We start from the raw sequence: 25545 nt of genomic DNA on the forward strand, positions 1-25545 counted from the left end.
TGATCCTCAACCCTACGATCTGCTTACCCGAAAGGCCATACCACAGCCACAGGTTTGACTGGCATTGGGATTGTGGAAGCGAAAGGCGCCCCCCATTAAGTCTTCAATGTAATCCACCCGCAAACCCCGCAATAGCTCAGCCGCTTCCGCCGCGATCGCGATCGTCCAGCCCTGGGACTGGGTAAGCAAATCCGTCGGCTTGGGTTCGGCCACAAGCGCCAGATCATAGCGCCAGTCACCGCACTCACTGGGTTGCACCTGAATCCGCAAAATGGCTGCCTGGCCTCGACGAACGCCGTGGGTTTGGAGACGTTCCAACTCTTGAATCGCCGCGGGGGTCAATTCCACCATCTTGCACAAAACTAGCGGGAACCCTCAGTATATCGTGGTTTGAGGAGGTTGGTTAAAGCCGTCTTGGCGTTGGGGTAGTGAAATTCAAAGCCCGTAGCCAGCGTCCGCTCCGGCAAGACCCGCTGCCCCTTGAGGACCACATCAGCCCCTTCCCCAAGTAGCAGTTGCAGCACTGGGGCGGGCACAGGCAACCAAGAGGGGCGTTGCATCACCTCTGCTAATATACGGCAAAAGTCTGCCATCCTCAGTGGCTCCGGGGCGGTGGCATTGTAAACCCCCTGCATTCCCACCTGATCCACAGCAGTTAGAATGAGGCGCACTAAGTCCTGCTGATGGATCCAGGAAAACCACTGCTGACCAGAACCCAGCGGCCCTCCCAGATACAACTGAAAGGGCAATAGGAGCTTGGCCAGTGCTCCCTGCTCCCCGAGGACAATGCCAAAACGGAGAATCACTAACCGCACTCCTAGCTCCGTGACCCCTTGGGCAGCGGCTTCCCAGTCTCCACAGACCTTGGCGAGAAAATCATTTCCCGCCGCATGGGTTTCCACAAAGGTTTCTGTATCGCTGGTGCCGTAGTAGCCAATGGCAGAGGTGGAGACCAACACCCGCGGTCGCTGTTGACATTGAGCGATCGCCTGCACTAACTGCTGTGTCCCTACCACGCGACTGTCGTAGATCTCCTGCTTGCGCTGAGGGGTCCAGCGTCCATTGGCAAGGGGTTCCCCTGCCAAGTGAATGACTGCATCCGCCCCCTCAAGGGCAGAGAACCAATCCCCGGCTGCCTTGGGGGTGTAGCCCAGCCATTCCACACGGGGCACGCCGGCAAATTGTTTAGCGGCTTTCCCAGGGGAGCGGACTAGGGCAACCACTTGATCGCCGCGATCGCTGAGGGCTTTGACCACCTGTTGCCCCACAAATCCAGTAGCGCCGGTTACAACTACTCTCATAAATCTCTCATCACTGTCTATCCATGGGTTGCGCTGGAGGTTGTTGCCTCAAGGGCTGCCACGACGGGTTGCCACTCTGTGCCGTAGCGCTGGCGTAGGGCTTGCCAAGCGGCCACCTGGCCTTCAGCATACTCGCCGGGTTTGCCCCACTGCAAAAAGGCACTGAGGACAGACTTTTCATTGCCATCGAGAAAACGAATGGCATAGGTGGGAAAATTCCCCCGTTTGGCTTGCCCCTCCTCAAAGCGAATTTTGGCCACCTGATCCATATTCAGGTGAAACTCAAAGTCCTCGGTGTGCATATTGGCATAGCGCCCCTTGGGCAGCTCGGCATAGAAGACCTTGGCAAGGGGCGATCGCACCTCCAAAACCGCAACATCGTTGGTGACGACAAGGCGCAGTAGCCCCAGTTGCTCACAATCCCTGAGGAATTGCTGGAAGGAGGGAGAAGCATTGGACATCGTTGGTGCATCAGCTATGAACGCTTCTTCCACTGTGACGCACAGGGGATGCCGATGCAAGCCCGCCGAGTAAGCTCTCTATTTTGCCTGAGCCAAGTGCAGCACAACTCCCAGACCCGCGCCCATATCCTCTGGCGTGACCTTACCATCGTGGTTGGCATCGAGGGCATCAAAGACGGCATCAGTGCCCAGCCACTCTTCGCGGGTAATAATGCCATCGCCGTCAAGGTCATAGACATGGAAGAGTTCTTCGGCAGCGTGGGTGAGGGTTGCTTCCCCTTCGATACGGGCCAGGTGCCGCCTCAGGAGATCTTCAAGGGTTTCTAGAGCCTTGGTAAAGCCTTTAATCCCCTCCTCGAGTTTTTCACTGGCCATCTCATCAGCCGCGTGCATCTTGCGGAAAGTGGCCTCATCCATGGCCACTTTTTCAATGTCAAGGGTGGCAGCGATCGCCGGATCCAGCTTGCGCTTTAGCTCGCCCGTCGTGTTTTGCAGCTCTTGCAGGAGCGCCGGTGAAATCGTCAGCAGATCACAACCTGCCAGTTCAATAATTTCGCCAATGTTGCGGAAGCTAGCACCCATCACTTCGGTGGGATAGCCAAATTTCTTGTAGTAGTTGTAGATTTTGGTGACGGAGATCACCCCCGGATCCTCAGGCCCCGGATACTCAGCACGACCCGTTTTTTTCTTGTACCAGTCGAGAATGCGACCCACAAAGGGGGAAATCAGTGTCACACCCGCCTCGGCGCAGGCAACCGCCTGATGGAAGCCAAACAGCAGGGTTAAATTGCAGTGAATGCCCTCTTTTTCGAGAATTTCAGCCGCACGGATGCCTTCCCAGGTGGCGGCAATTTTAATGAGCACGCGATCGCGCCCCACGCCTGCGGCTTCGTATTGGCTAATCAACTCCCGCGCCTTTTGCACCGTCGCTGCTGTGTCGTAGGAGAGCCGCGCATCCACTTCCGTGGAGACCCGACCGGGGATAATCTGCAAAATTTTCAAGCCAAAGGCCACCGCCAAGCGATCCACCGCCAGGGAGACAATCTCACGGGAAGTGGCACCAGACCCCAAATCCGCTTTGGCTTGGCGCAGGGTTTCATCCACAATGGACTGGTACTCCTTCATTTGGGCAGCAGCGGTAATCAAGGAGGGATTCGTGGTGGCATCGCGGGGGGTGAATTTTTGGATGGCGAGGATGTCTCCAGTATCAGCGACCACAACGGTCATTTGTCGCAACTGTTCCAGCAAGTTCATGGGACAGCTCTCCCAAACGTGTCCCTTTCATTATGGTTCGCCCGCCCAAGGGTGGGGAAAAGCGCTGTAACAAAGCGCAATATTTGACATACTCACCGGCCTAAAGTGCGATGATTCTTGACGCTTCACTGGGTGATGCTACCGAAGTAGTCTTACTCTCCCTCTGCGTCCATTTATAGTCGTGGCAATGCCCTATCCCGACTTTCTCTATGTTTCTTGCGGCATTTTCGTCTCTATCGTGCTCTGTACCACAATTTAGACATACAACAGAGCGGACAGATAGATCGATTTTGCCCCATTTAAAACCGCATTTTGAGCAAGTCTGACTGGTTGGCTCCCATCGGTCAATGACAATGAACTCACGGTTTAGTCTTTTGCACTTAGCCTCAACTAAAACCCTGAATTCTCGCCAACCTTGCAAGCTAATTGCTCTAGCGAGTTTGCGGTTCTTCACCATTCCAGAGACATTCAAGTCTTCCAGCGTGATCACTTGGTTCTCGATAACCACGCGGGTAGACACTTTATGCAAGAAATCCCTGCGAATGTCTGAAATCCGACTATGAAGCTTAGCGATTTGCAGTCTTGTTTTCTCCCGCCGTTGGCTTCCTTTAACTTGACGGGCAAGTTTGCGTTGTTTTCGCCTGATCTTTCTATCTAACTTGGAATACTCAGGGCCATCAATCTTTTCGCCCGTACTTAAAGTAGCAAAGGCTTTAATTCCCAAATCAATGCCGATAGAAGGATTACTTGCAGGTTGATCAACTGGGTCGATCTCGACGACAAAACTGAGAAAATATCGATTTGCAGCATCTTTAATCACCGTCACTGAGCTTGGTTTAGAAGGAAGCTTTCTTGACCAAATTGGTCTGACGTTACCAATCTTCGCTAGATAAACTTCTTCGCCTTTAATTGAAAATCCATAGGTAGTAAATCTGGCGGATTGTCTTTCTGTCAAATCTAGGAGGGTTGACCTTTTTGCCTTTTCGCCGACCTTTAATTTAATCGAAGAAGTTTTTATAGGCAACTCCTAAATCGGCAACGGACTGCTGTAACGGGACATTAGAAACATCAGACAACCATTGCCGCTCTGGTGTTTTCTTCCCTTGGGTAATTACTAGCTTTTGCAATTCACTAGTTTTTGGCAATTTATCAGATTTCTTGCAGATTTCCAGGGCATCGTTCCATACCACACGGACACACCCAAACAACTGAGCTAGGCGTTGTCGTTGTTGGTCTGTGGGATAGAAACGATACCTATATCTAGCTTTCATTGGTCGTGATATAGTTGGTCTGTAGCTAGATTATAGGTTGGTCTACAGGCAATGTCAAGTCATCTTCGTAAAGGGAGACATAGTGTTACGGACCTGAAGATTCATTTGGTATGCGTGACTAAGTATTGCCGGCCAGTCCTTAGCGCTGAGGGATTAGAGCTGATCGAGAAATCGTTTCGAGAAGTCGCCAAGAAGATGGATTTCCAGATTCTTGAATTTAACGGCGAGGAAGACCATGTCCATGCGCTAATCGAGTACCCTCCTAAACTTTCTCTTTCGCAGATCGTAAATGCGCTTAAAGGCGTATCTAGTCGTCGATATGGAAAAGCTGCACTACCAAAACCCCATGAAGAATCACTTTGGAGCCCTAGTTATTTTGCGGCATCTGTTGGAGGAGCACTGTTAGAGGTGCTTAAGGAATACATGAGAAATCAAAAGTCCTAAAAGGACGGGGCTTGTATCCCATTTCATTGGTGATCTTTAAGCTCCCTAGAGGTCCCTAGGTGCGATCGCTGAGGGACCACCCTTGGGCCTCCACCCGCGATCGCCAATGCTGCCAGTGCTGCTGAAGTTCCTGACCGGTTTCCGGAGTATTGAGGTGATTGCGCCAAAGAATCAGGGCATCCTCTGGGGGGTTGTCGTAGTAGTGGGGACGCCGTCCAACCAGTTCAAAGCCAAAGTGCTGATAGAGGCGTTGGGCCGCTTCATTGCTGGCCCGTACTTCCAAAGTTGCCCACTGGCGATCGCCCCCCTGATGCCCCAGTTGCAAGAGTCGACACAGCAGTAAGCCCGCCAAACCCTGTCGCCGGTACTGCGGATGCACCATCAACAACACCAGGTGCAACTCATCGGCAATCCCCCAACTCACACCACAGCCCCACACCTGATCAAGGGTGGCCACCACCAGCAGCGTATGGTGGGAATTCTCCAATTCACGGGCATAGCCTTGGTGGGACCAAAAGCCCCCCAGACACACCTGATCCAGTTGAACGATGCTATCTAAATCCTTAATCGTTGGGCGTCGTAATTCTAATTGCCCCATGGCCGTTGCCTGCAAGGGAGAGTGCTATCATGCAGAGGAAATGGTACCGTGTCGTAGCGCTATGGCAGAAGAAACGCCCACCCAAGCCCCAAAGAAAGAAAAGCCGCCCGCCATTGAGGATAAACCCTTTGCTGAGTTTATTAACGAGGCTTTTTTACCTGCGCTTAAGAACGCCCTCAGCGCCAAGGTGGGGGATGTGACCCTGCGCCTAGAGGGCAATACCGTGATGGGTGAGTGGGGCAAGGGAATGTATCAGTTTCGCCTCTACTTCCTAGAGGGAAATATCCAAGGGCCAAAGGTCTTTGTGTGTAGCAGCGGCGGCATTGCCCCCAGCACCCTTGAACCCTTTTTGGGGGATGAGCGCAAAGTAACGCTCGATCTCCTGGTCTTTGGCGTTATGCAGCGCCTGAATGGCCAAAAGTGGCTGGGAGGAAATTAGGCGGTGGCAACTGCTGTTCGTGTGGGCGATCGCGCCCCTGACTTTGAACTCACGGCTGCCGATGGCCGCAGGGTAAAGCTCTCCGACTTTCATGGCAAAAAGAACGTTGTCCTCTACTTTTACCCGGCTTCAGAAACCCCCGGCTGCACCATTCAAGCCTGTGCCTTTCGCGATGCCTACAGCACCTTTCAAGAACTGGGGGCCGAAGTCATTGGCATTAGTGGCGATTCTGTGGCGCGACAGCAGGGCTTCCAGAAAAATCACCAACTCCCCTTTCTGATCCTCAGTGATCCTGACAACAAGGTTCGCCAGCGGTATGGTGCCTCTTCTTTGTTTGGCCTCTTTCCCGGCCGGGTCACTTATGTCATCGACAAGGAGGGCGTGGTGCGCTACGTTTTTGACTCCATGCTCAACTTCAAAGCCCACGTGGACGAGGCACTCAAGATTTTACGCCAGTTGTGAAAAAAGGAGCGATCGCCATCACAACCCAAGGATAACCGTGTCCACTGCCCAGGCCTACTCCCTGGGGCTACGGTAGAGCCATGATTCTTAGGAGTTTGGCCATGCGCTCTTGCCTTGCCCTTGTGCCTGCGTGACCTTCTTTTTGTTGCCCCTTCGTTTTCTCAGCCTTGCCCAGGGAACGCCCCCTGGGGTTAATCAACAGTCCACTCTTGTGGCGGGGCTGCGGGGGAATTTGCCGAACCGGAGTGTTCCTGGCAGTCGCTTTGGTGGAGCAACCCGTGGTGCCTGTGTCACGGGGAATGAACGTTTAACCGCCCTGCTTCCCGAGACTCATTTTGGCCAAACCGCTGTGGCTGCCCCCACGCTCTTTGTTTTTCTGCCCAAGAGCAAAGCCACCCAAGGAGAAGTGACGACTGCGGATGCTGAGCAGCGTCCCCTAGCTGTCAAGACCCGTGACATTATCTACCCTTGAAACGAAGAGGTCTGGTCGCTCAGTTTGCCACCATCGCAGTTTCTCAATGGGAGTCATGTGGCCCAAAACGCGTTGGGGAATGCGGTGATTGTACGCCCAAAGGTATCGCGTGAGCGTCTCTTGCAAGTCGGCTGCCGAGACAAAGCGTTCAGCGCGCAGAATCTCGGCAATGCGGCCGTTGAAGCGTTCCACCATCCCGTTAGTTTGCGGATGGCGGGGTTGGATGAGCCGATGGGCGATGCGCTTTTCACGACAGAGCTGATCAAACGGATGACGTCCCGTGGGTTGGCGTTCGCCTGCGGAGGAGAAACGGTCGGTAAACTCCTTGCCGTTATCGGTCAGCACCGTACGCACCACGAAAGGAGCGTTGGCAAGGACATTTGCAAGAAAGCGCGTTGCCGATTCTGCGCTCTTATTCTCGTGGATTGCCAAATAGACCCAGCGCGTTGCCCGATCAATCGCGACAAAGAGGTAGCGGCGCTGCTCCTCATCCGGCATTTGTGGCAGGTATTTGACGTCGATGGGGATGAACCCGGGTGCGTACGCTTTGAACTGCCGCGTGGTGCTTTTGGGACTGCCTTCGAGGCTTTCGCGTTCCTTTTGCAGTATCCTGAGGTTCGAGACCCCGTGGCGACGCAGGCAGCGATCCAGCGCTGAGCGGCTCAGATTGGGGTTGAGGAACGTCCGGGCAAGAACGAGAAGGTCATCAAGAGGCAGCAAAAGGAGCTTACGCACCTCAACGATCACAAGCTCTTGCGCTTCCGTAAGCGTCGTTTGCAGGCGGTGCGGGCGGGTGCTTTTGTCTTCAACGCTTGCGCGCTTACGCCATTTCGCTACTGTGTGCCGGTGGATTCCGTAACGCCTGGCAAGCTCGCGGTGACTGATCGAAGCCGGTGCTTGTTGAATCTCACGGCGAATTCGGGGTGTCGTTCGGGCGTTGGCATGAATACGTGGCATGGCTACGCTCCATCGTTCAATGCTTTCCGACCTTGGAACAAGCACTCAAGGAGCCGGTACGCTTCAAAGAGTTTAGCACGACTTCTGGGAATATAATGATGCGGGACCTGACAACTAGGGAACAAACACGCCGGGTAAAAAGGTTTCCAGGTAAAGATGAATCAATTGGCGGCCAAAGAGACCACTAAAGATGGCAGCCACTGCTAAAAAAGGGCCAAAGGGAATGGGTTGGCGGCGCTGAATCCAACCCAGGGCAATACCGAATCCCCCCATGAGGCCACCCAGGGCACAGGCCAAAAAAAACGTAACCAGCAACCCCTGCCAACCTAGCCAAGCCCCAATCATCGCCGCTAGTTTACCGTCTCCGCCGCCCATCACCTCTTGATTAAAAGCGATCGCTCCCCCCCAGCGGATCAAATCAAAGAGCCAAATGCCAATCACGGCGGCAATGATCCCCTCTGTAATTCCCCCTAGACCCGTTGTTAGCCCTCGCGCGAGCAACCCAGTGATCAATCCCCACTTCGTCAGGGGATGGGGCAGCGTCATCGTATCGAGATCAATCAAGGCCAAGGCCAAGAGCCACGCACTCAGCAGCCACAGCACCAGAGTTTGCCCCTGCCAACCACTGACAGCCACAATCAGGACATAAAGCAGTGCCGTCAACAGCTCAATCGCAGGGTACCGCCACGAAATCGGCGCATGGCAATATCGACATTGCCCCCGGAGGAATAGCCAGCCCAAAATTGGGATATTGTCCCGGGGCTTGAGTCTTGTCAAACAGATCGGGCAGCGAGACGGTGGATAAAGGAGCGATCGCCCCCTTGGCACACGGTAGATCACAACATTGAGAAAGCTTCCCACCGCTGCCCCAAGGCCAAAGACAAGGCAGTAGCTGGCAAAGGTCAAAAAAGTTAATGGATTGATAGGCGTGTCACTTCCGGCAGATGATCGTAGGGAATAAAGCATTCTTGGGGCAGCAGCACTGGCTGGCGAGTAAACAGCACATAACCCCGCAGGGTTTGCCGATTAATCGCAACACCGGCAGGCACCGTTTTTGCCCCATGAACCTGCTGGTAGAGATTATAGATGGATTGAGCAGCGGCTAATAGGGGGGTATCAACGGTTTCCATGGTTTGCAAAACTGGCATCTGCCCCACTCCTCAGCAATCGAACAATGAGAAAGGTTATGTTGGGTTTTGAGTCAACCATTTACTTCTCACCAGGTGCTCCGCCTATGCAAAAGCAGATCTGAAATCCACCGCCTGAAAATTAATGATCTTCTAATGATCTTCCCTTCGCCAAGCAATAGCATAGAGCTACCACAGAGCTAGGACATCTTCTCTGTGACATTACCTAAGTGTCAAGACCCGTGACATTATCTACCCTTGAAACGAAGAGGTCTGGTCGCTCAGTTTGCCACCATCGCAGTTTCTCAATGGGAGTCATGTGGCCCAAAACGCGTTGGGGAATGCGGTGATTGTACGCCCAAAGGTATCGCGTGAGCGTCTCTTGCAAGTCGGCTGCCGAGACAAAGCGTTCAGCGCGCAGAATCTGGGCAATGCGGCCGTTGAAGCGTTCCACCATCCCGTTGGTTTGCGGATGGCGGGGTTGGATGAGCCGATGGGCGATGCGCTTTTCACGACAGAGCTGATCAAACGGATGACGTCCCGTGGGTTGGCGTTCGCCTGCGGAGGAGAAACGGTCGGTAAACTCCTTGCCGTTATCGGTCAGCACCGTACGCACCACGAAAGGAGCGTTGGCAAGGACATTTGCAAGAAAGCGCGTTGCCGATTCTGCGCTCTTATTCTCGTGGATTGCCAAATAGACCCAGCGCGTTGCCCGATCAATCGCGACAAAGAGGTAGCGGCGCTGCTCCTCATCCGGCATTTGTGGCAGGTATTTGACGTCGATGGGGATGAACCCGGGTGCGTACGCTTTGAACTGCCGCGTGGTGCTTTTGGGACTGCCTCCGAGGCTTTCGCGTTCCTGTTTAGTTACGCTCCATTGTTCAATGCTTTCCGGCCTTGGAACAAGCACTCAAGGAGCCGGTACGCTTCGAGGAGTTTAGCACGGCTTCTGGGAATATAATGATGCGGGACCTGACACTCCCCTGGTTGCAGCAATGTGTAAGCATGAATGACGCAGTTGCCACGGTGGAGGAGGAATTGAGTGGGAAAGGATGGAGACCCTTGGCAGAAGTGGCGTAAACGACAATCGACCTCTTGTAGAGGTAGCCCTTCTGTGGCTAAAAATCCAGTTTGATTCTCCTAAAAGCCACAAATGAACCGCCAAGACCGTAAAGAATTGCAACATGTGCCCTTGTAGGGTTAAGGGACAGAAGAATTGCCTATAATACTGTGAGCACGCCAATGCTTGAGGGAGTTGACGTTGACCACGACTGTTTTTCAAACCACAAAATCCCAAGAAATTTTTGCCGCTGCCCAAAAACTCATGCCCGGTGGCGTCAGTTCACCCGTGCGTGCCTTCAAGTCCGTCGGCGGCCAGCCCATTGTCTTTGATCACGTCAAGGGTGCCCACATTTGGGATGTGGACGGCAATCAATACATTGACTATGTGGGGTCTTGGGGACCCGCGATCGTTGGCCATGCCCATCCTGAAGTCATTGATGCCCTCCATGCCGCCCTTGAAAAGGGAACTAGCTTTGGTGCCCCCTGCCTGCTTGAGAATATCTTGGCGGAAATGGTGATTGCCGCCGTTCCTAGCGTCGAGATGGTGCGCTTTGTCAATTCCGGAACCGAAGCCTGTATGGCAGTGCTGCGGCTAATGCGTGCCTATACCCAGCGGGAAAAAGTGATCAAGTTTGAAGGCTGCTACCACGGCCATGCTGATATGTTCTTGGTCAAGGCGGGCTCAGGCGTCGCCACCTTGGGTTTACCCGATTCCCCCGGCGTGCCGAAAGCAACCACCGCCGCCACATTAACGGCCCCCTACAACGATCTCGAAGCGGTCAGTCGCCTCTTTGAACAGTATCCCAATGACATCGCGGGTGTGATCCTTGAACCCGTGGTTGGCAATGCTGGCTTTATTCCCCCCGATGCGGGCTTTCTGGAAGGACTGCGGGAGCTGACAAAACAATATGGTGCCCTCTTGGTCTTTGACGAAGTGATGACCGGCTTTCGCATTGCCTATGGCGGTGCCCAAGAAAAATTTGGTGTCACACCGGATCTGACTACCCTCGGAAAAGTGATTGGCGGTGGTCTGCCTGTGGGTGCCTATGGTGGTCGCGCTGAGATTATGAAGATGGTGGCGCCTGCAGGGCCTGTATATCAAGCGGGTACCCTCTCTGGCAATCCCTTGGCAATGACAGCGGGCATTAAAACCCTGGAAATTCTCAGCCGCCCCGGCAGCTATGAGCACTTGGATCGGATCACGGGCAAGCTGGTACAGGGACTGTTAGATGCTGCACGGGAGTTTGGCCACGAGGTGTGTGGTGGGCACATCAGTGGCATGTTCGGCCTCTTTTTCACCGCTGGTCCAGTGACCAACTATGAGCAAGCCAAGCAGTCGGATTTGAAAAAGTTTGCTGCTTTCCACCGCGGCATGTTAGAGCAGGGGATTTACCTTGCGCCATCCCAGTTTGAAGCGGGCTTTACCTCCCTTGCCCATACGGAGGCGGATATTGAGCGCACCATTGCGGCGGCGCGGACAGTGCTGAGTCAGCTTTGAGCCTTTACCGTTGCGGCAAGGAGCACCACATCCATTAAGTCCTCAAGGTTGAGGCAGGGAAAGACCATGACATCTCCCAGTTGATGAATGGCTCGGCTGCTATCTTCTGCCAAGGTAATCACGGGGAGTTTTCGCAGTTTGGGGTGATTCTCCAGATGGGGGACTTCCGCAGCCGGTAAGTCCCAAATCAGAACGTCAGGCTGCCAAATATCCACCAAGAGATGGGCCTGTTCGAGATCTTCTGCTTCGAGAAGCCGCAGGTGGGGCAGGCTAATTTCATGGAGTAAGCCGAGGCGGAGTACTGTTTGATTTGGGGGGGGACTTTCAAAGGTCGGTTTTTCCGTTGGAAACGTCAGTCGTGGAAAACACCAGCGATCCAGGACATCGATCAGCAAACTCGGATGACTACTCAAGGGCAGCCGTTGCACAAAACCCGTCAAGCCCAAGGGAGTGGCTTCATCGGAGAGGATGATCAACGGAACAGTCGCAGTGAGGGGACTGGTGGTAAGACTTTCAACCACATCAGCCAAAATGAGACTACCGGCGGGGCGGACCACAATTGCTGTGGGTTGCAGTTGCTCCAGCTTATCCAGCGCTTCAAGGGGATGGCGAGCGACGATATAGCCGTAATGGCTGCTTCGCAAGGCAGCAGTGGTGTTCATGATCCACGTGGCATCATTACTGATTAAAAGGATCAATTGAGCGGTAGTGGGTAATTCAGGGGGAGGTTCCTCCCTAAGGGGCAGCAGCACTGTCCACTCACTCCAGCTATCAGCTTCGGCAATAAAGGAAAGCTCACCATTGTGAAGACGACAGAGTTGGTGAGCTAGCATCAGCCCCATGGTTACTTCGGCGTAGTCCTCGAGGCATTCGTGTAGCAGGCGATCGTGATCCTGAAGAGGAATACCCTGTCCCTCCTCCCACAGTTGCAGCGCCAGCCAATTTTGCCAGCGACTCAAGCGCAGTCCATAGCGATCGCTGGGAAAGAGCATCAGCCACCCTAGGAGATGGGCAAGAATCTGCCGTAGGCGCAGCGCATCCCCCCAGAGGTACACATGACTCAAGGGCTGATCAATTTGCCACTGCCACTGCCAACTCGGCGGGGTCGGATTGTAGAGATGCTCCGCCAACTCCTGCGATCGCCACCACAAATCCGCCAGTTCTACGCTTTCCCATTGCAATTCCAACTCTCGCCAGAGGGCACGGGTGTAGTCTTGCCACGCCTGAATGAGGCGATTCATTTGCCAACCGCTACGCTGGATGAGGGCAAGGTAGTCCTGTTGCTCTGGTAGGGGGTGTTGCCACAGGAGTTGGGTCAGGCCGAGAATGGCCGTTAGGGGATTTTTGAGTTCATGTCCTAAGCTCAGCAGGAGGCGCTTTTGCTGGTGCAGTCGCAGTTGCTGCAAGCGGGTGGGGGTCGTTGGATCAGCCTCTTGACGCTGTTGGGCAAAAAATAACCAGTAGCGATCGCTCGCGATCGCCACACTGCTTTTGGCTTTCTCCCCGTCCAACGACCTTAAATTTAAGGGAAATGAGCACACCTGCCAAAGCGATCGCCCCTCTAGGGCCTGACAACTCATGCCCTCAAATTGAGGCTGTACCAGTGGCAAGCAGTCAGTTAAGTATTCTGACCAAGCATGATTTTGCCAAAGGACTCTCCCTTGAGCGTTTTGAATTTGGATCGGCAAAGGCAATTGTTCAATCACTTCCAGCCAAGGCAAAGGGGGCTGGCAGGCCCAGTGATAGAGCAAGCGTTGCTGATCCAGTAGTCCCACAAAGCACCCCTGTGCGTCCACAACCGCAATATCGGCGGGCATCTCCGCTTGAGTGCGCAGCCATCCCTGAAACTGCAATAGCGTCCACGCTGCCGGTACTTCCACCACCGGCGATCGCCAAGGAGCCGTCACACTGCCTACCGCGAAGTCAGCTAACGTTCCTTCCCGCTCCAAACTCAAGGCCAACCGCCAGCCCTGCACCACCCCCACGGGTTTTTGCCCCTCATCCACAATGACGATCACTTCTGGGAGGGTTTCTTGCCAACGCTGATACACCTCGCTGAGAGACAGACCGGCCCCCACCGTCATTGCCGGTTCAGTAAAGCTAGCTAGGGAGAGGGAAGTCATCGCTACAGCCCTTTTCTAAACTGGGGTACATCAAATAAGGAGATAGGATGCCCTTTTCCACTGGTTTTGCCATTGTTGAGTGGGTTTTGTACTTGTGAGCAGGGCTGTGGAGCTTAAACTTGTAATGGAATGGCAACAGGCCTCCCCAAGACACTGCCACCACCTGCGGGAAAGTGATAGGATGCTATCAGATGCAAACTCCAGTTCTGAAAGCACGTGGCGCAGTCAACCGCACTCACAATTTGTGGCTTAGTTTACTCGCCCGCGATTGGCCAAGAACTAGTTCGTTTGCACACCTCTGATATTGATGAGCTGGTTTACTTTTCAAGCGAGAGGGAGTTTTGTAACTATTTAGAGGCACGGCGCAATAGCATCGCCTGTCTAATTTTAGAATGGGGAGAGGGGACTCCGCAAATCATTACCTATCTTCACCACAGCGCCACCCTCTTGCCCGCCATCCTCATTTTTCCAGCCGCGCCAGCCCCCCCACCCGCCGGTCCCCACTATCACATTGCTGAAGTGATTTTGACAACCGATCAACTGGATCAGCTCAACCGTCAAATTGAGGAAGCCATCACGGGATTTGTCAAGCTCTGTCCAGGATGTGCAGTACCGCCCCACGTCCTGTTTCGCCTGCCAGCCCTCAAAGAGAGCAGTAATGTTGACCCCCAGCATCGTCTTTCCCAAAAATTGAAGGAGCGACTCGGCTACCTGGGGGTCTATTACAAACGAGATACAGCATTTTTTTTCCGACGGATGTCCCCTGCCGATAAACGCAAGCTGCTGGACGAACTGCGCTCAATTTATCGTACCATTGTCCTTGAATACTTTAACACCGATGCCAAAGTTAATGAGCGTATTGACGAGTTTGTTAGTAAAGCATTCTTCGCAGATATTTCTGTTTCCCAAGTGCTAGAGATTCACGTCGAACTCATGGATACCTTTTCCAAGCAACTCAAACTCGAAGGCCGCAGTGAGGACATTTTGCTCGACTATCGCCTCACACTGATTGATGTCATTGCCCATCTGTGCGAAATGTATCGTCGCTCCATTCCGCGGGAGGTGTAATGCCGATGGCCCCCTTGCGGAAAACCTATGTTCTCAAGCTATACGTTGCCGGTAACACACCCAACTCGGTGCGTGCCCTAAAAACTCTCAATAACATTCTTGAAAAAGAATTTAAGGGAGTCTATGCACTCAAAGTAATCGATGTCCTCAAAAATCCGCAACTGGCTGAGGAAGATAAAATTTTGGCCACGCCTACCCTTGCCAAAGTCCTACCGCCCCCTGTGCGCCGGATTATTGGGGACTTGTCGAATCGTGAGAAGGTGCTCATTGGCTTAGATCTCTTGTATGAAGAGATTGGTGACCAAGCCGAGGATGACTTAGGCTTGGAATAGGCACAGTCCTTAGAGACTCTCAGTTTAGAATAGCTTCTTGGAATTTTTGCGCAATACCGAATCTAAAAATCTTCTATGACAAACCTACCGGAACATCAGTCTAGTCCAACGGAGCAGTCCTCTGCGGAAGTCAAGAAAATCCCGACGATGATTGAGGGCTTTGACGATATCAGTCATGGGGGACTTCCCCAAGGACGCACCACCTTAGTCAGCGGCACTTCAGGCACAGGGAAGACCCTTTTTGCAGTTCAGTTTCTCTACAATGGCATTACCATTTTTAATGAGCCAGGTATATTTGTTACATTTGAAGAATCCCCCCAAGATATTATCAAAAACGCCCTCAGTTTTGGCTGGAACCTGCAAAGTCTGATTGATCAAGGCAAGCTATTTATCCTGGATGCTTCTCCGGATCCCGATGGCCAAGAGGTGGCTGGTGACTTTGACTTATCTGCTCTGATTGAGCGCATTCAGTATGCCATTCGCAAATACAAAGCAACCCGGGTCTCCATTGATTCGGTCACAGCAGTGTTCCAGCAATACGATGCGGCCTCCGTGGTGCGGCGGGAAATTTTTCGCTTGGCTTTTCGCCTCAAGCAACTGGGCGTGACCACGATTATGACCACTGAGCGGGTAGATGAATACGGCCCTGTGGCGCGTTTTGGTGTTGAGGAGTTTGTCTCCGACAATGTGGTCATTTTGCGGAATGTTCTCGAGGGAGAAAGGCGGCGGCGCACGGTCGAAATTCTCAAGCTGCGGGGCACCACCCACATGAAGGGGGAATATCCCTTTACGATCAACAATGGTATTAACATCTTCCCGTTGGGGGCCATGCGCTTGACTCAGCGCTCATCGAATGTGCGGGTGTCTTCAGGGGTCAAGACCCTCGACGAGATGTGTGGCGGTGGCTTCTTCAAGGATTCAATTATTTTGGCCACGGGCGCTACGGGTACTGGCAAGACGCTCTTGGTCAGTAAATTCTTGGAGACGGGCTGCCAACAGGGAGAACGAGCCCTGCTGTTTGCCTATGAAGAATCGCGGGCGCAGTTGTCGCGCAATGCCTCCTCTTGGGGTATTGATTTTGAGGAGTTAGAACGGCGCGGTTTGTTGCGGATTATTTGTGCCTATCCAGAGTCAGCGGGGCTTGAGGATCACCTGCAAATTATCAAGTCGGAGATTGCGGACTTTAAGCCCTCACGGGTGGCGATTGACTCTTTGTCTGCGTTGGCGCGGGGGGTGAGTAACAATGCCTTCCGGCAGTTTGTAATCGGGGTTACTGGATTTGCCAAACAGGAGGAAATCACTGGCTTTTTCACCAACACGACGGATCAGTTTATGGGGTCCAACTCGATTACCGAGTCCCATATCTCCACAATTACAGACACCATTTTGCTGTTGCAGTACGTGGAAATCCGCGGTGAGATGTCGCGGGCAATTAATGTCTTTAAGATGCGTGGCTCTTGGCACGACAAGGGGATTCGGGAGTATGTGATCACTGAGAAGGGGGCAGAAATCCGCGATTCCTTCCGCAACTTTGAGGGGATTATTAGCGGTACCCCCACCCGCATTTCCGTGGACGAAAAAACAGAGCTGGCGCGAATTGCCAAGGGGATGCAGGATCTAGAGAGCGAGTAGCCCCATGCAGTTAAACCAAGTTATTGTGGTGCACAAGGCGGGCGATCGCCAGAGCAAGGAATGGGCAGATCGTGCCTCCCGTCAACTACAACAGCGTGGCGCCAATGTGCTGGTAGGGCCTAGTGGGCCTAAGGACAACCCTTACCCCGTCTTTATGGCCTCTGTGACAGAGCCGATTGATCTCGCCGTTGTTCTGGGGGGCGATGGCACCTCCTTAGCAGCGGCACGCCATCTCGCAGCGGCTGGGGTTCCAATTTTAGCGGTGAATGTGGGGGGGCATTTGGGGTTTTTGACGGAGCCCTTGGAGTTGTTTCGCGATATGGAGGCGGTTTGGGATCGCCTGGAGCGGGATGAGTACGCGATGCAACAGCGGATGATGCTGCAAGCCCAGGTTTTTGAAGGGTCAAAGGCTCATCCGGAAGCGGTGGGCGATCGCTACTATGCCCTGAATGAAATGTGCATTAAGCCGGCCTCTGCTGATCGCATGATCACCGCCATCCTCGAGATGGAAATTGATGGCGATGTTGTGGATCAGTACCAAGGGGATGGGTTGCTGGTGGCCACGCCCACTGGCTCTACTTGCTATACGGTCGCCGCCAATGGCCCCATTTTGCATCCAGGGATGGAAGCCCTGGTGGTGACACCCATTTGTCCTTTGAGTCTCTCTAGCCGCCCCATTGTCTTGCCTGCGCGCTCCTCAGTCAGCATTTGGCCCTTGGAGGATCACAGTCTCAATACCAAGCTGTGGATGGATGGTGTCCTGGCCACCTCCATTTGGCCAGGACAGCGGGTACAGGTGACAATGGCCGATTGTCAAGCTCGCTTTATCATCCTGCGGGATCACTACTCCTTTTATCAAACCCTACGGGAGAAGTTAGCCTGGGCAGGGGCACGGATTCCCTATCACAACAATCACCGCAATTAGATCACAACCGCCCCTCCAGAAGGTCTTTATAATTGGGGCATTCCTCACTAAACCCTTGCTATGATTCTCAGTCCCTTTGAACGCGCCGTTCTTGGCCAAGAGGCGGAAGCCCTGGTTGATCAGTTGTTAGAAATTGGGATTTCCCTCTCTGCCAGTCAATCCCTAGAGGAATTGCTGCATCTGATTCTCACGAAAAGTCGCCAAATCACTGCTAGCGATGCTGGCACGATTTTTCTAGTTCAGCGGGAACGGGCAGTGCTGGAATTCAAGGCAGCTCAAAACGATAGCGTCACCCTTCCTGAGCAAGTGCAGGACTATACCATACCCCTCACCGCCGATAGCTTGGTGGGCTATGCCGCTCTCACGGGGGAATCCCTAAATATTGCCGATGTGTATGCCCTCAAGGGGAGCGAGATGTACCAGTTCAATCGCTCTTTTGATGAAGCCCTCCACTATCGAACCTGTTCGGTGCTGGTGGTGCCGATGCAAAATATTAGCGGTGAGGTGATTGGCGTTCTGCAACTGATTAACCGCAAGCGATCGCCCGATACCCGGCTGAGACCAGAAACCAGTGTGGCCCTCACCCAGCCCTATAGTCCTTGGGAAGAACATATTGTGCGATCGCTGGCCAGCCAAGCGGCGGTGATTATTGAGCGCAATCATCTGCTCGAGAGTATTGAACAGCTCTTTGAGGGATTTATTACCGCTTCAGTTCAAGCCATTGAGACGCGAGATCCAGTCACCGCAGGGCATTCGGAACGGGTGGCAGCGCTGACGGTGCGCCTTGCTGAGATCACCAATGCCACCTCTAGGGGAGTCTTTCGCGATGTTTTCTTTAGCGATCGCCAGCTCCAGGAAATCCGCTATGCTGCTCTGCTCCACGATTTTGGCAAGGTGGGCGTGCCGGAGGCAATTCTCAACAAGCAAAAGAAATTCTACCCCGAACAGCTAGAGGTGATTCGCCAGCGCTTTGCCCTCGTCCGCCGCACCCTTGAAATGGAAACGGCTCAAGCCAAAGTCAATTATTTACTCTCCCATCCCCATCAGCCCCATACCCCACAACAGCGGTGTCAGTCCTGTACTTTTTTACGAGACCTCGATCAGCAACTCCAGCAACAACTGCACACCCTAGAGGCCTACTGGCAGCTAATTGAGCAGGCCAATGAGCCGCAAATTCTTGAGGAGGAACCCCTGGCTCAGCTTCAGGAATTGACCCAGTTTTATTACCGCGGCACTGATGGGGAACTCCATCCCCTGATCACGGCCAGCGAACTGGAGCAACTCTTGGTGCGGCGGGGCAATCTCACCCAAGGGGAGCGGCGCATGATTGAAGCCCACGTCACCTATACCTACGAGTTTCTCTCGCGCATTCCTTGGACACCCCACCTGAAGAATGTGCCGATCATTGCCTATGGTCACCATGAGCGCTTAAATGGCAGTGGCTACCCCCGCGGTATTGGTGCCGCCGAAATTCCCCTACAAACCCAAATGCTGGCGATCGCGGATATTTACGATGCCCTGACCGCCAAGGATCGCCCCTACAAAAAGAGCCTACCTGTGGATAGGGCCCTAGGGATTTTGTGGCAGGAGGCTAGGGAATTTAAGATTAATCCTGATCTGGTGGAACTCTTTGAGCAGCAGGAGGTCTTTCGGGTGCTGGGGCACCAGCGCTAGGGTGGATCGGCGGACGATTGCAAAAACGAGAGTTTCCACAGCGTAGCTGCCAGCCAATTGGTACAGGTATGGGCAACGATCGCTAAGAGTAAATTATTCGTTGCCACAGCACTATAGGCAAAGAATCCGCCCACAAAGGTAGCCCACAGGGCATAGGGCCACTGCTGCCGCGATCCAGCGTGCAAAATGCCAAAGCACGCAGAACTGCCAATAATCCCTGCCCAGTTGAGCCCCAAACTCGGTAGGAGCACCCCGCGAAAGAGCAGCTCTTCACTAAGGCCGGGCAGAATGCCAATCCAAAATAGATCAGGCCACAGCAGTGGTGAAAGCACAAGTTTCAGGTAGGTATCTGAGGCGTGGCGGTAGGCCGGCCAGAGGCGATACAAAATGGCGCCAATGCCGGTAATTCCTAGGCAGAGGGCAATGCCTAAAACCACTGCCCAGACATCCCAGCGCAGCGGCAGCAGTCCCCCAGAAAAGGGGGTAAATAACCACACCCGCGCCAAAATCAGCCACAGGATGGCCGTTAACGCCATGGCCACTAAGACCTGTGTACGACTCAGAGGCTCATCGGGTAGGGGGGACTCCTCCATAGGTCTACGCTTTCTGGAACTGACCAAATTGGAAGTTATAGACCTCCTCCTCTTTTTCAGAGATCAATTTCAAATCTGAGCAAGGGCGGGCCACACAGAGGAGGACATAGCCTTTTTCCCGCAGTTCGGGACTCAGCCCCATTGCATCTCCGTGATCCACGGTACCCTCCTGAATTTGGGCCGCACAGGTGGTACATACCCCGGCATTGCAGGAACTCGGAAGATCAATTCCGGCAGCGGTGGCCGATCGCAGGAGGGGTTTATCGGCACTGGCTTCAAAAGTGTAGGTTTGTCCTTGGTGCAGAATCTCAACACGAAAGGTTTGGGTCATTCTGGCAGTGAGCTATGACGCAACATCTTCCCTATTATCCCCCTAATCCTCGCGATCGCTGGCTTCCTCGGGGGCAGACTTCAACCATGCCGGCAAAGGATCAGGAATCGGCACACGCTGGCGGTGGGGCAGTTGCAGGCACATGTGTTGCGTCTGGGCAATGGCTACCCGATCCCCCCCTTCGTTGTAGAGAGTATAGGTCAGTTGAAAACGGCTAGTATCCAGTCTTTGGGGGTCAATGGTCACCCGCAGGCGATCGCCACAGTAGAGGGGTTTCAAAAACCGTATCTGCGCCTCCGTAATCGGCACAATGAGGCCACTGTTGCTGAAAAATTGCCGCAGATCTACCCCCAATTGGGCAAGGGCATCCTCATAGGCCTCATGGCAAAACCGCAGCAGATTGGCAAAGTAGACTACCCCAGCCGCATCGGTATCGGCAAAATGAACTGTGCGCTGATAGTCGCGCAGGGGTGTTGGATTCATCTATCGTCCTTCCATTGCCATCCCATAGGGTTGTCCAACACAAGCCATGGGCAAAAACGCGCCACAGCATTTGTTGTTAATATAGGATACAGCTCTTTTGCAACCAATTCCCATCCCTAAACCGATGAGTAACAAAGGCAGTTCTGATCTGCGACTTCTTTTAAGCACGCTGGTGATCAGTGGCTTAGTCGCAGGACTGGCCTATTGGCAACTCAGTCAACACTGGACCCGCTCCCCCGATCAAAACGCTGGCTCCCCCCTCCACACCCCAACCTCAAAGTGGCAAAAAATTGCCCTCGCGATGACCCTGCGGGGCCATGAAGATGAGGTGAACGCGATCGCCCTGAGTCCCGATGGCAATTTCCTCGTCAGTGCTGGCGACGATCGCAGGCTGTACTTCTGGAACTTGGCTACGGGAACTGCCCTAGGACAAGCCAAAGGTCACACCGACTGGATCTATGCCCTGGTGATGACTCCCGATGGTCAGACGGTGATTAGCGGCAGTAAAGACAAAACCATCAAACTATGGGGGGTGGGCGATCGCCAACTCCAAGCCACCCTCAGTGGCCACCAAGATTTTGTGAATGGCTTAGCCCTCAGTCCCGACGGTCGCACCCTTGCCAGTGCCAGCTATGATCACACCGTCAAACTGTGGAATGTTCCCAGCCGTCAGGAAATTACTACGCTCAAAGCAAATGAGGGCATCATGCTCAGCGTCGCCATTAGTCGAGATGGGCGTTTTTTAGCCACGGGTGGCGTGGATAAACTCATCCGCATTTGGGATTTGCCCTCCCGCCGACTCCTGCGCACCCTGGAAGGACACACCAGTGATGTCAATAGCCTCGCCTTCACCCCCGACAGCAGCCAACTGGTCAGTGGCAGTGACAAAGATGGTATAAAACTTTGGAACCTGACCACAGGAGAACTGCAGCAACAGTTTGGCACTGAGGGCGGGCAGGTCTTTAGTGTGGCAGTGAGTCCCGACGGCAGCACCCTTGCCAGTGGTCACGGCGATCAAACTGTCAAACTTTGGTCCCTCTCTGGTCAGTTATTGCGGAACCTCAAGGGACACTCTGGCGCTGTCTACAGTGTCGTCTTTGGTCAGGATCAACTGATCTCCGCCAGTGAAGACAAAACCATCAAAGTGTGGCGTCTTTTTCCCGAAACCCCATAGAGAACTCGCGGGCCTCACCTACGGCACAAAAAACGGCTAAGATCCCCAAGAATCTTAGCCACTGAGAACAACGGCTGGAATTTTTTTAGCCCACACTTCCCTCTAGCTTCAGGCTCAGCAGGCGATCGGCCTCGACTGCAAATTCCATCGGCAATTGATTAAAGACATCGCGACAGAAGCCACTAATCATCATTGAGACGGCATCTTCAGCGGAAATTCCCCGCTGGGCAAAGTAGAAGAGTTGATCTTCACCAATTTTCGATGTCGAAGCCTCATGCTCCACCTGGGCAGTGGGGTTTTGCACCTGAATATAGGGGAAGGTATTGGCAGCGGCCGTATCCCCAATGAGCATCGAATCGCATTGGGAGTAGTTGCGTGCCCCTGTGGCCTTGGGGCCAATTTTCACCAGACCGCGATAGCTATTTTGGGAGTGGCCGGCCGAAATGCCCTTAGAGACAATCCTGCTGCGGGTATTTTTCCCAATGTGGATCATCTTCGTGCCCGTGTCCGCCTGTTGGTAGTGATTGGTGAGGGCAACGGAGTAAAATTCTCCCACGGAGTTATCCCCCACCAAGACACAACTGGGGTATTTCCAAGTAATGGCAGAACCCGTCTCCACCTGTGTCCAGGAAATCTTGGAATTGCGGCCGAGGCAGAGTCCCCGCTTCGTCACAAAGTTGTAAATGCCCCCTTTGCCATTTTCATCGCCGGCATACCAGTTTTGCACAGTGGAGTATTTGATTTCGGCATTGTCCAGAGCCACCAGCTCCACCACTGCCGCATGGAGTTGATTGGTGTCAAACATGGGAGCAGTACAACCCTCAAGATAGCTCACGTAGCTCCCGGCATCGGCAATGATCAGGGTGCGCTCAAACTGACCCGACTCACCGTTATTGATGCGGAAATAGGTGGATAGCTCCATTGGACAGCGGGTATTCTTGGGAACATAGACGAAGGAGCCATCGGAAAAAACTGCGGAGTTCAAGGCAGCATAGAAATTATCGCCAATGGGAACAACACTGCCTAAGTATTTCTGCACTAACTCGGGATAGTCCTGGAGCGCTTCAGAAATGGAGCAAAAAATGATCCCCTGCTTGGCCAACTCCTCGCGGAAGGTGGTGGCCACTGACACACTATCGAAAATGGCATCTACGGCTACATTGGTGAGCCGCTTTTGCTCTGAAAGGGGAATCCCTAGTTTTTCAAAGGTTTCCAGCAGAACGGGATCTACTTCATCCAAGCTTTTTAGCTTTTCCTTCTGTTTCGGAGCTGAGTAATAGACGATGTCTTGATAATTGATGGGGGGATAGCTCACCCGTGGCCATTGGGGCTCGCTCATCTTCAGCCATTGACGATAGGCACGCAGGCGAAACTCCAGCATGAACTCTGGCTCGTTCTTCTTGGCGGAGATGAGGCGAATAATGTCCTCGTTGAGACCTTTGGGAATGGTTTCCGTCTCAATGGGGGTGACAAAGCCGTATTTGTAGGGCTGATTGACGAGGGATTGTACCGTTGCCGACATCGAGTGTTCTCTTGGGTGAAGGAATGGCCAAAATTTAGCAAAATTTAGAGTATATTAAGCAACGAGATGGTTGCTTTATCTCTTAGGACTAATTTAGCAACAAAACGGTTGTTTTAGTCAAGGGGGCGTTGTGTGACGCTCACATCGGATACTAAACAGGACATCTTACACTGCCTTCTCCGCGACGGTCACCTCAGTGCTCAGGAGTTGGCGGCTCAACTGGCAATTAGTCCCCAGGCGGTGCGCCGGCATCTCAAGGATCTAGAGGCGGAGCAACTAGTGACCTATAAAGTCCTGTCGGGTACGGTGGGCCGTCCCCAATACCGTTACACGATTAGTGAGGCGGGACGCGAAGAGCTGCGGCAACTGCAACTGCGCCAACAGGCCACTCATCCCAAGGGTTTTGCCCTTGAACTCTTGGAATCCGTAGCAGCAACCCTTGGTCCAGAGCAGATGCAGGATGTATTGCAGGCAGCTTGGCAACGCAAGGCACTCGCCTATCGCGAGCAAATGGGCAGCGGCACGTTGGCGGAACGCTTAGCGCGGCTGGTGGCACTGCGGCAACAGGAAGGCTATATGGCCGAGTTTTACCCCGTGAGTGAGCCGAAAGGTGCCTATTTGTTGACGGAGTACAATTGTGCGATTTCCGCCGTTGCGCAGTCTTTTCCCACGGTCTGTCATCATGAGTTAGAGATGTTTGCGATCGCCCTCGGGGATTGTGCTGTCGAGCGCACCCATTGGCTGGTGGATGGTGAACATCGTTGCGGTTATCTTATTCGTCCCTTGAAGTAGCATGGCTTTTTGTCCCCCCACTTTTGTCCAGCAGAGCCTCACTACAGCAATGGGCCGTATGGTCTATTACACCCCCAGCGATCGCTACTGGGGTCCGGTGCAATCGCGACCTCCCCTCGTCTTTCTCCACAGTTTGGGGGGTGGCTCTAGCCACTATGAATGGTCGCAGGTGTATCCTGCCTTTGCACCGCATTACCGCGTTATTGCCCCGGATCTCATTGGTTGGGGGGAGTCCGATCATCCTGCCCGCGACTACACCAGCAGCGACTACTGGTTAATGATTGCGGAACTGCTGCGAATGCTGGGAACGCCCGTTACCGTTGTCGCCTCCTCCTTGACGGCAGGGATTGTTGTCCGGTTGGCGATTCAGCAACCCCATCTCTTTGGGCGTTTGTGTCTGGTCTGCCCCAGTGGGTTCAATGACTTTGGGGAAAACCAAGGACAGGCGATCGCCAATGCCCTCCTGAGTGTACCGATCCTGGATCGCCTCATCTACACCCTGGCTGCCGCTAACCCCTTGGCGGTGCGCAACTTCCTCACCCAGTTTATTTTTGCTGATCCGCAACGGCTGCGCTCGGAAACCGTTGAAGCCTACCTGGATGCCGCCTGTCGTCCCAATGCCGAATGGGCAGCTCTGGCGACCCTGAAGGGAAATCTCTCCTTTGATCTTAGCCAGTATTTACCCCAATTAACTATCCCTACGGTCATTCTCTGGGGAGAAAAGGCAAAGCTCACGCCCCTCTCCCTTGGTGAGCGACTCTATGCCACCGCCCGCGATCGCCTGCAACAGTTTCGAATCATCCCCAAGGCAGGGGTCTTACCCCATCTGGAGCAACCCGAATGGATGATTTACAGCCTGCGGCGCGATTTCTTGGTTTGAGCGGTCCCCGATACAGGTATCCTAGAAGTATTGCTTGAAATGTGGGTGCAATGGCAGAAATTCAATTTATCCGTGGCATTAATGAAGAAGTCGTGCCTGATGTCCGTTTGACACGGGCACGGGATGGCAGCAGTGGTCAGGCCATGTTTTACTTCGATAACCCCAAAATTGTCCAAGAGGGCAATCTGGAGGTCACGGGGATGTACATGGTGGACGAAGAAGGGGAAATTGTGACCCGTGATGTCAATGCCAAGTTCATTAACGGCCAGCCCGTTGCCATTGAGGCCACCTATACTATGCGTAGTCCCCAAGAGTGGGATCGCTTTATTCGCTTTATGGATCGCTACGCCGCCAGCCATGGCCTTGGCTTTCAGAAGTCTGAGAACTCTTGATCGCCACTGGATCGGGTGCCGATTCAAAAAGATTGTGCTAGCTTAAAATTACGATGCTTTTTGGTCTTTATTCAGGACACAGCGCATCGACAAGTTCTATAGCGATACAGTAGGGACATCAATGGATTATCTAGAGAGCCTGCTTGACACCCTCAAATCGTGGTTAAAAAAATTATTGGAACTGTTAGGTGGTGCTGAACCCACCCCTGAACTGGAGCCGATTCCGATTCCCGTGCGCGATCGCCAATAAAGCAACGGTACTCAACAGCATGGAGTTG

The 25545-nt window shown here is 53.4% G+C and carries 28 protein-coding genes and 2 pseudogenes; 15 read left to right on the forward strand and 15 right to left on the reverse strand.

Annotation, left to right across the window (positions count from 1 at the left end):
- Positions 1 to 12: 12 nt before the first annotated feature.
- The 5 genes and pseudogenes from TLL_RS02380 to TLL_RS02400 all read right to left on the reverse strand — a co-directional run bounded on the left by TLL_RS02380 (position 13) and on the right by TLL_RS02400 (position 4287).
- Positions 13 to 351: a HesB/IscA family protein gene (locus TLL_RS02380; RefSeq protein WP_011056317.1), complete on the reverse strand. Its 339-nt coding sequence runs from the start codon at positions 349 to 351 to the stop codon at positions 13 to 15.
- Positions 352 to 362: 11 nt separating this feature from the next.
- A complete protein-coding gene (locus tag TLL_RS02385) occupies positions 363 to 1301 on the reverse strand; it encodes a TIGR01777 family oxidoreductase (RefSeq protein WP_011056318.1) in 939 nt (312 codons plus the stop codon).
- A 17-nt stretch (positions 1302 to 1318) separates the two neighbouring features.
- Positions 1319 to 1795: a ChuX/HutX family heme-like substrate-binding protein gene (locus tag TLL_RS02390; RefSeq protein ID WP_011056319.1), complete on the reverse strand. Its 477-nt coding sequence runs from the start codon at positions 1793 to 1795 to the stop codon at positions 1319 to 1321.
- A gap of 45 nt (positions 1796 to 1840) precedes the next feature.
- A complete protein-coding gene (locus TLL_RS02395; protein WP_011056320.1) occupies positions 1841 to 3016 on the reverse strand; it encodes a transaldolase in 1176 nt (391 codons plus the stop codon).
- Positions 3017 to 3116: 100 nt separating this feature from the next.
- A pseudogene (locus TLL_RS02400) lies at positions 3117 to 4287 on the reverse strand (RNA-guided endonuclease InsQ/TnpB family protein).
- A 51-nt stretch (positions 4288 to 4338) separates the two neighbouring features.
- Between TLL_RS02400 and tnpA the strand changes: the two are divergent.
- The gene (tnpA, locus tag TLL_RS02405) at positions 4339 to 4731 is read left to right on the forward strand and encodes an IS200/IS605-like element ISTel2 family transposase (RefSeq protein ID WP_011056244.1); all 393 of its coding nucleotides are present in this window, start codon (positions 4339 to 4341) and stop codon (positions 4729 to 4731) included.
- Between the two features lie 55 nt (positions 4732 to 4786).
- Here the strand turns inward: tnpA and rimI are convergent, their stop codons facing one another.
- Complete coding sequence (gene rimI / locus TLL_RS02410; protein WP_011056322.1) at positions 4787 to 5329, reverse strand: ribosomal protein S18-alanine N-acetyltransferase; 543 nt, start codon at positions 5327 to 5329, stop codon at positions 4787 to 4789.
- A gap of 40 nt (positions 5330 to 5369) precedes the next feature.
- On the opposite strand from rimI, the gene TLL_RS02415 reads away from it, so the two are divergent.
- The 3 genes from TLL_RS02415 to TLL_RS02425 all read left to right on the forward strand — a co-directional run bounded on the left by TLL_RS02415 (position 5370) and on the right by TLL_RS02425 (position 6702).
- Positions 5370 to 5768 (forward strand): DUF2996 domain-containing protein, encoded by a 399-nt coding sequence (locus TLL_RS02415; protein WP_231833810.1) that lies wholly within the window; start codon positions 5370 to 5372, stop codon positions 5766 to 5768.
- A 3-nt stretch (positions 5769 to 5771) separates the two neighbouring features.
- Positions 5772 to 6230: a peroxiredoxin gene (locus tag TLL_RS02420; RefSeq protein WP_164920697.1), complete on the forward strand. Its 459-nt coding sequence runs from the start codon at positions 5772 to 5774 to the stop codon at positions 6228 to 6230.
- A gap of 142 nt (positions 6231 to 6372) precedes the next feature.
- On the forward strand, positions 6373 to 6702 hold the full coding sequence (locus tag TLL_RS02425) for a DUF928 domain-containing protein (protein ID WP_164920698.1): 330 nt from the start codon (positions 6373 to 6375) through the stop codon (positions 6700 to 6702).
- Here the strand turns inward: TLL_RS02425 and TLL_RS02430 are convergent.
- The 4 genes and pseudogenes from TLL_RS02430 to TLL_RS02445 form a co-directional block, all read right to left on the reverse strand.
- The gene (locus TLL_RS02430) at positions 6667 to 7659 is read right to left on the reverse strand and encodes an IS481-like element ISTel1 family transposase (protein WP_165442173.1); all 993 of its coding nucleotides are present in this window, start codon (positions 7657 to 7659) and stop codon (positions 6667 to 6669) included. The two genes, TLL_RS02425 and TLL_RS02430, sit on opposite strands and share 36 nt — an antisense overlap.
- Before the next feature lie 114 nt (positions 7660 to 7773).
- Positions 7774 to 8625 carry a prepilin peptidase gene (locus TLL_RS02435; RefSeq protein WP_164920699.1) on the reverse strand — a complete coding sequence of 284 codons (852 nt, stop codon included), beginning with the start codon at positions 8623 to 8625 and terminating at the stop codon, positions 7774 to 7776.
- A complete protein-coding gene (locus TLL_RS02440) occupies positions 8571 to 8807 on the reverse strand; it encodes a hypothetical protein (RefSeq protein WP_164920700.1) in 237 nt (78 codons plus the stop codon). Before TLL_RS02440 ends, TLL_RS02435 begins: the two co-directional genes overlap by 55 nt.
- Positions 8808 to 9012: 205 nt before the next feature.
- Positions 9013 to 9648, reverse strand: a pseudogene (locus TLL_RS02445) (DDE-type integrase/transposase/recombinase); the annotation flags it as partial.
- A gap of 462 nt (positions 9649 to 10110) precedes the next feature.
- Between TLL_RS02445 and hemL the strand changes: the two are divergent.
- Entirely contained in the window at positions 10111 to 11346 is a 1236-nt protein-coding gene (hemL, locus tag TLL_RS02450; RefSeq protein WP_231833851.1) for a glutamate-1-semialdehyde 2,1-aminomutase, read from the forward strand.
- On the opposite strand, the gene TLL_RS02455 is transcribed toward hemL, so the two are convergent.
- The gene (locus tag TLL_RS02455) at positions 11337 to 13469 is read right to left on the reverse strand and encodes a sensor histidine kinase (RefSeq protein WP_011056331.1); all 2133 of its coding nucleotides are present in this window, start codon (positions 13467 to 13469) and stop codon (positions 11337 to 11339) included. The two genes, hemL and TLL_RS02455, sit on opposite strands and share 10 nt — an antisense overlap.
- A 216-nt stretch (positions 13470 to 13685) precedes the next feature.
- Between TLL_RS02455 and TLL_RS02460 the strand changes: the two genes are divergently transcribed.
- The 5 genes from TLL_RS02460 to TLL_RS02480 all read left to right on the forward strand — a co-directional run bounded on the left by TLL_RS02460 (position 13686) and on the right by TLL_RS02480 (position 19100).
- Positions 13686 to 14537 (forward strand): circadian clock protein KaiA, encoded by an 852-nt coding sequence (locus TLL_RS02460; protein ID WP_011056332.1) that lies wholly within the window; start codon positions 13686 to 13688, stop codon positions 14535 to 14537.
- A gap of 5 nt (positions 14538 to 14542) precedes the next feature.
- On the forward strand, positions 14543 to 14869 hold the full coding sequence (gene kaiB / locus TLL_RS02465; protein ID WP_011056333.1) for a circadian clock protein KaiB: 327 nt from the start codon (positions 14543 to 14545) through the stop codon (positions 14867 to 14869).
- Between the two features lie 75 nt (positions 14870 to 14944).
- Positions 14945 to 16501: a circadian clock protein KaiC gene (gene kaiC / locus TLL_RS02470; protein ID WP_011056334.1), complete on the forward strand. Its 1557-nt coding sequence runs from the start codon at positions 14945 to 14947 to the stop codon at positions 16499 to 16501.
- A gap of 4 nt (positions 16502 to 16505) precedes the next feature.
- On the forward strand, positions 16506 to 17426 hold the full coding sequence (locus TLL_RS02475; RefSeq protein WP_011056335.1) for an NAD(+) kinase: 921 nt from the start codon (positions 16506 to 16508) through the stop codon (positions 17424 to 17426).
- 60 nt (positions 17427 to 17486) lie between these two features.
- The gene (locus tag TLL_RS02480; RefSeq protein WP_011056336.1) at positions 17487 to 19100 is read left to right on the forward strand and encodes an HD family phosphohydrolase; all 1614 of its coding nucleotides are present in this window, start codon (positions 17487 to 17489) and stop codon (positions 19098 to 19100) included.
- On the opposite strand, the gene TLL_RS02485 is transcribed toward TLL_RS02480, so the two are convergent.
- The 3 genes from TLL_RS02485 to TLL_RS02495 are packed head-to-tail and all read right to left on the reverse strand — an operon-like array spanning position 19097 to position 20492.
- Entirely contained in the window at positions 19097 to 19693 is a 597-nt protein-coding gene (locus TLL_RS02485) for a CPBP family intramembrane glutamic endopeptidase (protein WP_011056337.1), read from the reverse strand. The genes TLL_RS02480 and TLL_RS02485 overlap by 4 nt on opposite strands.
- A 4-nt stretch (positions 19694 to 19697) precedes the next feature.
- Complete coding sequence (locus TLL_RS02490) at positions 19698 to 20024, reverse strand: 2Fe-2S iron-sulfur cluster-binding protein (RefSeq protein ID WP_011056338.1); 327 nt, start codon at positions 20022 to 20024, stop codon at positions 19698 to 19700.
- A 42-nt stretch (positions 20025 to 20066) separates the two neighbouring features.
- Positions 20067 to 20492: an acyl-CoA thioesterase gene (locus TLL_RS02495; protein WP_165442191.1), complete on the reverse strand. Its 426-nt coding sequence runs from the start codon at positions 20490 to 20492 to the stop codon at positions 20067 to 20069.
- A gap of 112 nt (positions 20493 to 20604) precedes the next feature.
- Here TLL_RS02495 and TLL_RS02500 point away from each other — a divergent pair, with 112 nt between their 5' ends.
- On the forward strand, positions 20605 to 21681 hold the full coding sequence (locus tag TLL_RS02500) for a WD40 repeat domain-containing protein (protein WP_164920701.1): 1077 nt from the start codon (positions 20605 to 20607) through the stop codon (positions 21679 to 21681).
- Between the two features lie 85 nt (positions 21682 to 21766).
- Here the strand turns inward: TLL_RS02500 and sufB are convergent, their stop codons facing one another.
- Complete coding sequence (gene sufB / locus TLL_RS02505; protein WP_011056341.1) at positions 21767 to 23203, reverse strand: Fe-S cluster assembly protein SufB; 1437 nt, start codon at positions 23201 to 23203, stop codon at positions 21767 to 21769.
- A gap of 132 nt (positions 23204 to 23335) precedes the next feature.
- Between sufB and sufR the strand changes: the two genes are divergently transcribed.
- The 4 genes from sufR (at position 23336) to TLL_RS13005 (ending at position 25517) form a co-directional block, all read left to right on the forward strand.
- Positions 23336 to 23995, forward strand: a complete 660-nt coding sequence (gene sufR / locus TLL_RS02510) for an iron-sulfur cluster biosynthesis transcriptional regulator SufR (RefSeq protein ID WP_011056342.1) — start codon at positions 23336 to 23338, stop codon at positions 23993 to 23995.
- A gap of 1 nt (position 23996) precedes the next feature.
- Positions 23997 to 24875: an alpha/beta fold hydrolase gene (locus TLL_RS02515; RefSeq protein ID WP_011056343.1), complete on the forward strand. Its 879-nt coding sequence runs from the start codon at positions 23997 to 23999 to the stop codon at positions 24873 to 24875.
- 50 nt (positions 24876 to 24925) lie between these two features.
- On the forward strand, positions 24926 to 25267 hold the full coding sequence (psb28, locus tag TLL_RS02520) for a photosystem II reaction center protein Psb28 (protein WP_164920702.1): 342 nt from the start codon (positions 24926 to 24928) through the stop codon (positions 25265 to 25267).
- A gap of 121 nt (positions 25268 to 25388) precedes the next feature.
- Positions 25389 to 25517 carry a hypothetical protein gene (locus tag TLL_RS13005; RefSeq protein WP_024125381.1) on the forward strand — a complete coding sequence of 43 codons (129 nt, stop codon included), beginning with the start codon at positions 25389 to 25391 and terminating at the stop codon, positions 25515 to 25517.
- Positions 25518 to 25545 lie beyond the last annotated feature (28 nt).

Source organism: Thermosynechococcus vestitus BP-1 (assembly GCF_000011345.1).
Lineage (GTDB): Bacteria > Cyanobacteriota > Cyanobacteriia > Thermosynechococcales > Thermosynechococcaceae > Thermosynechococcus > Thermosynechococcus vestitus.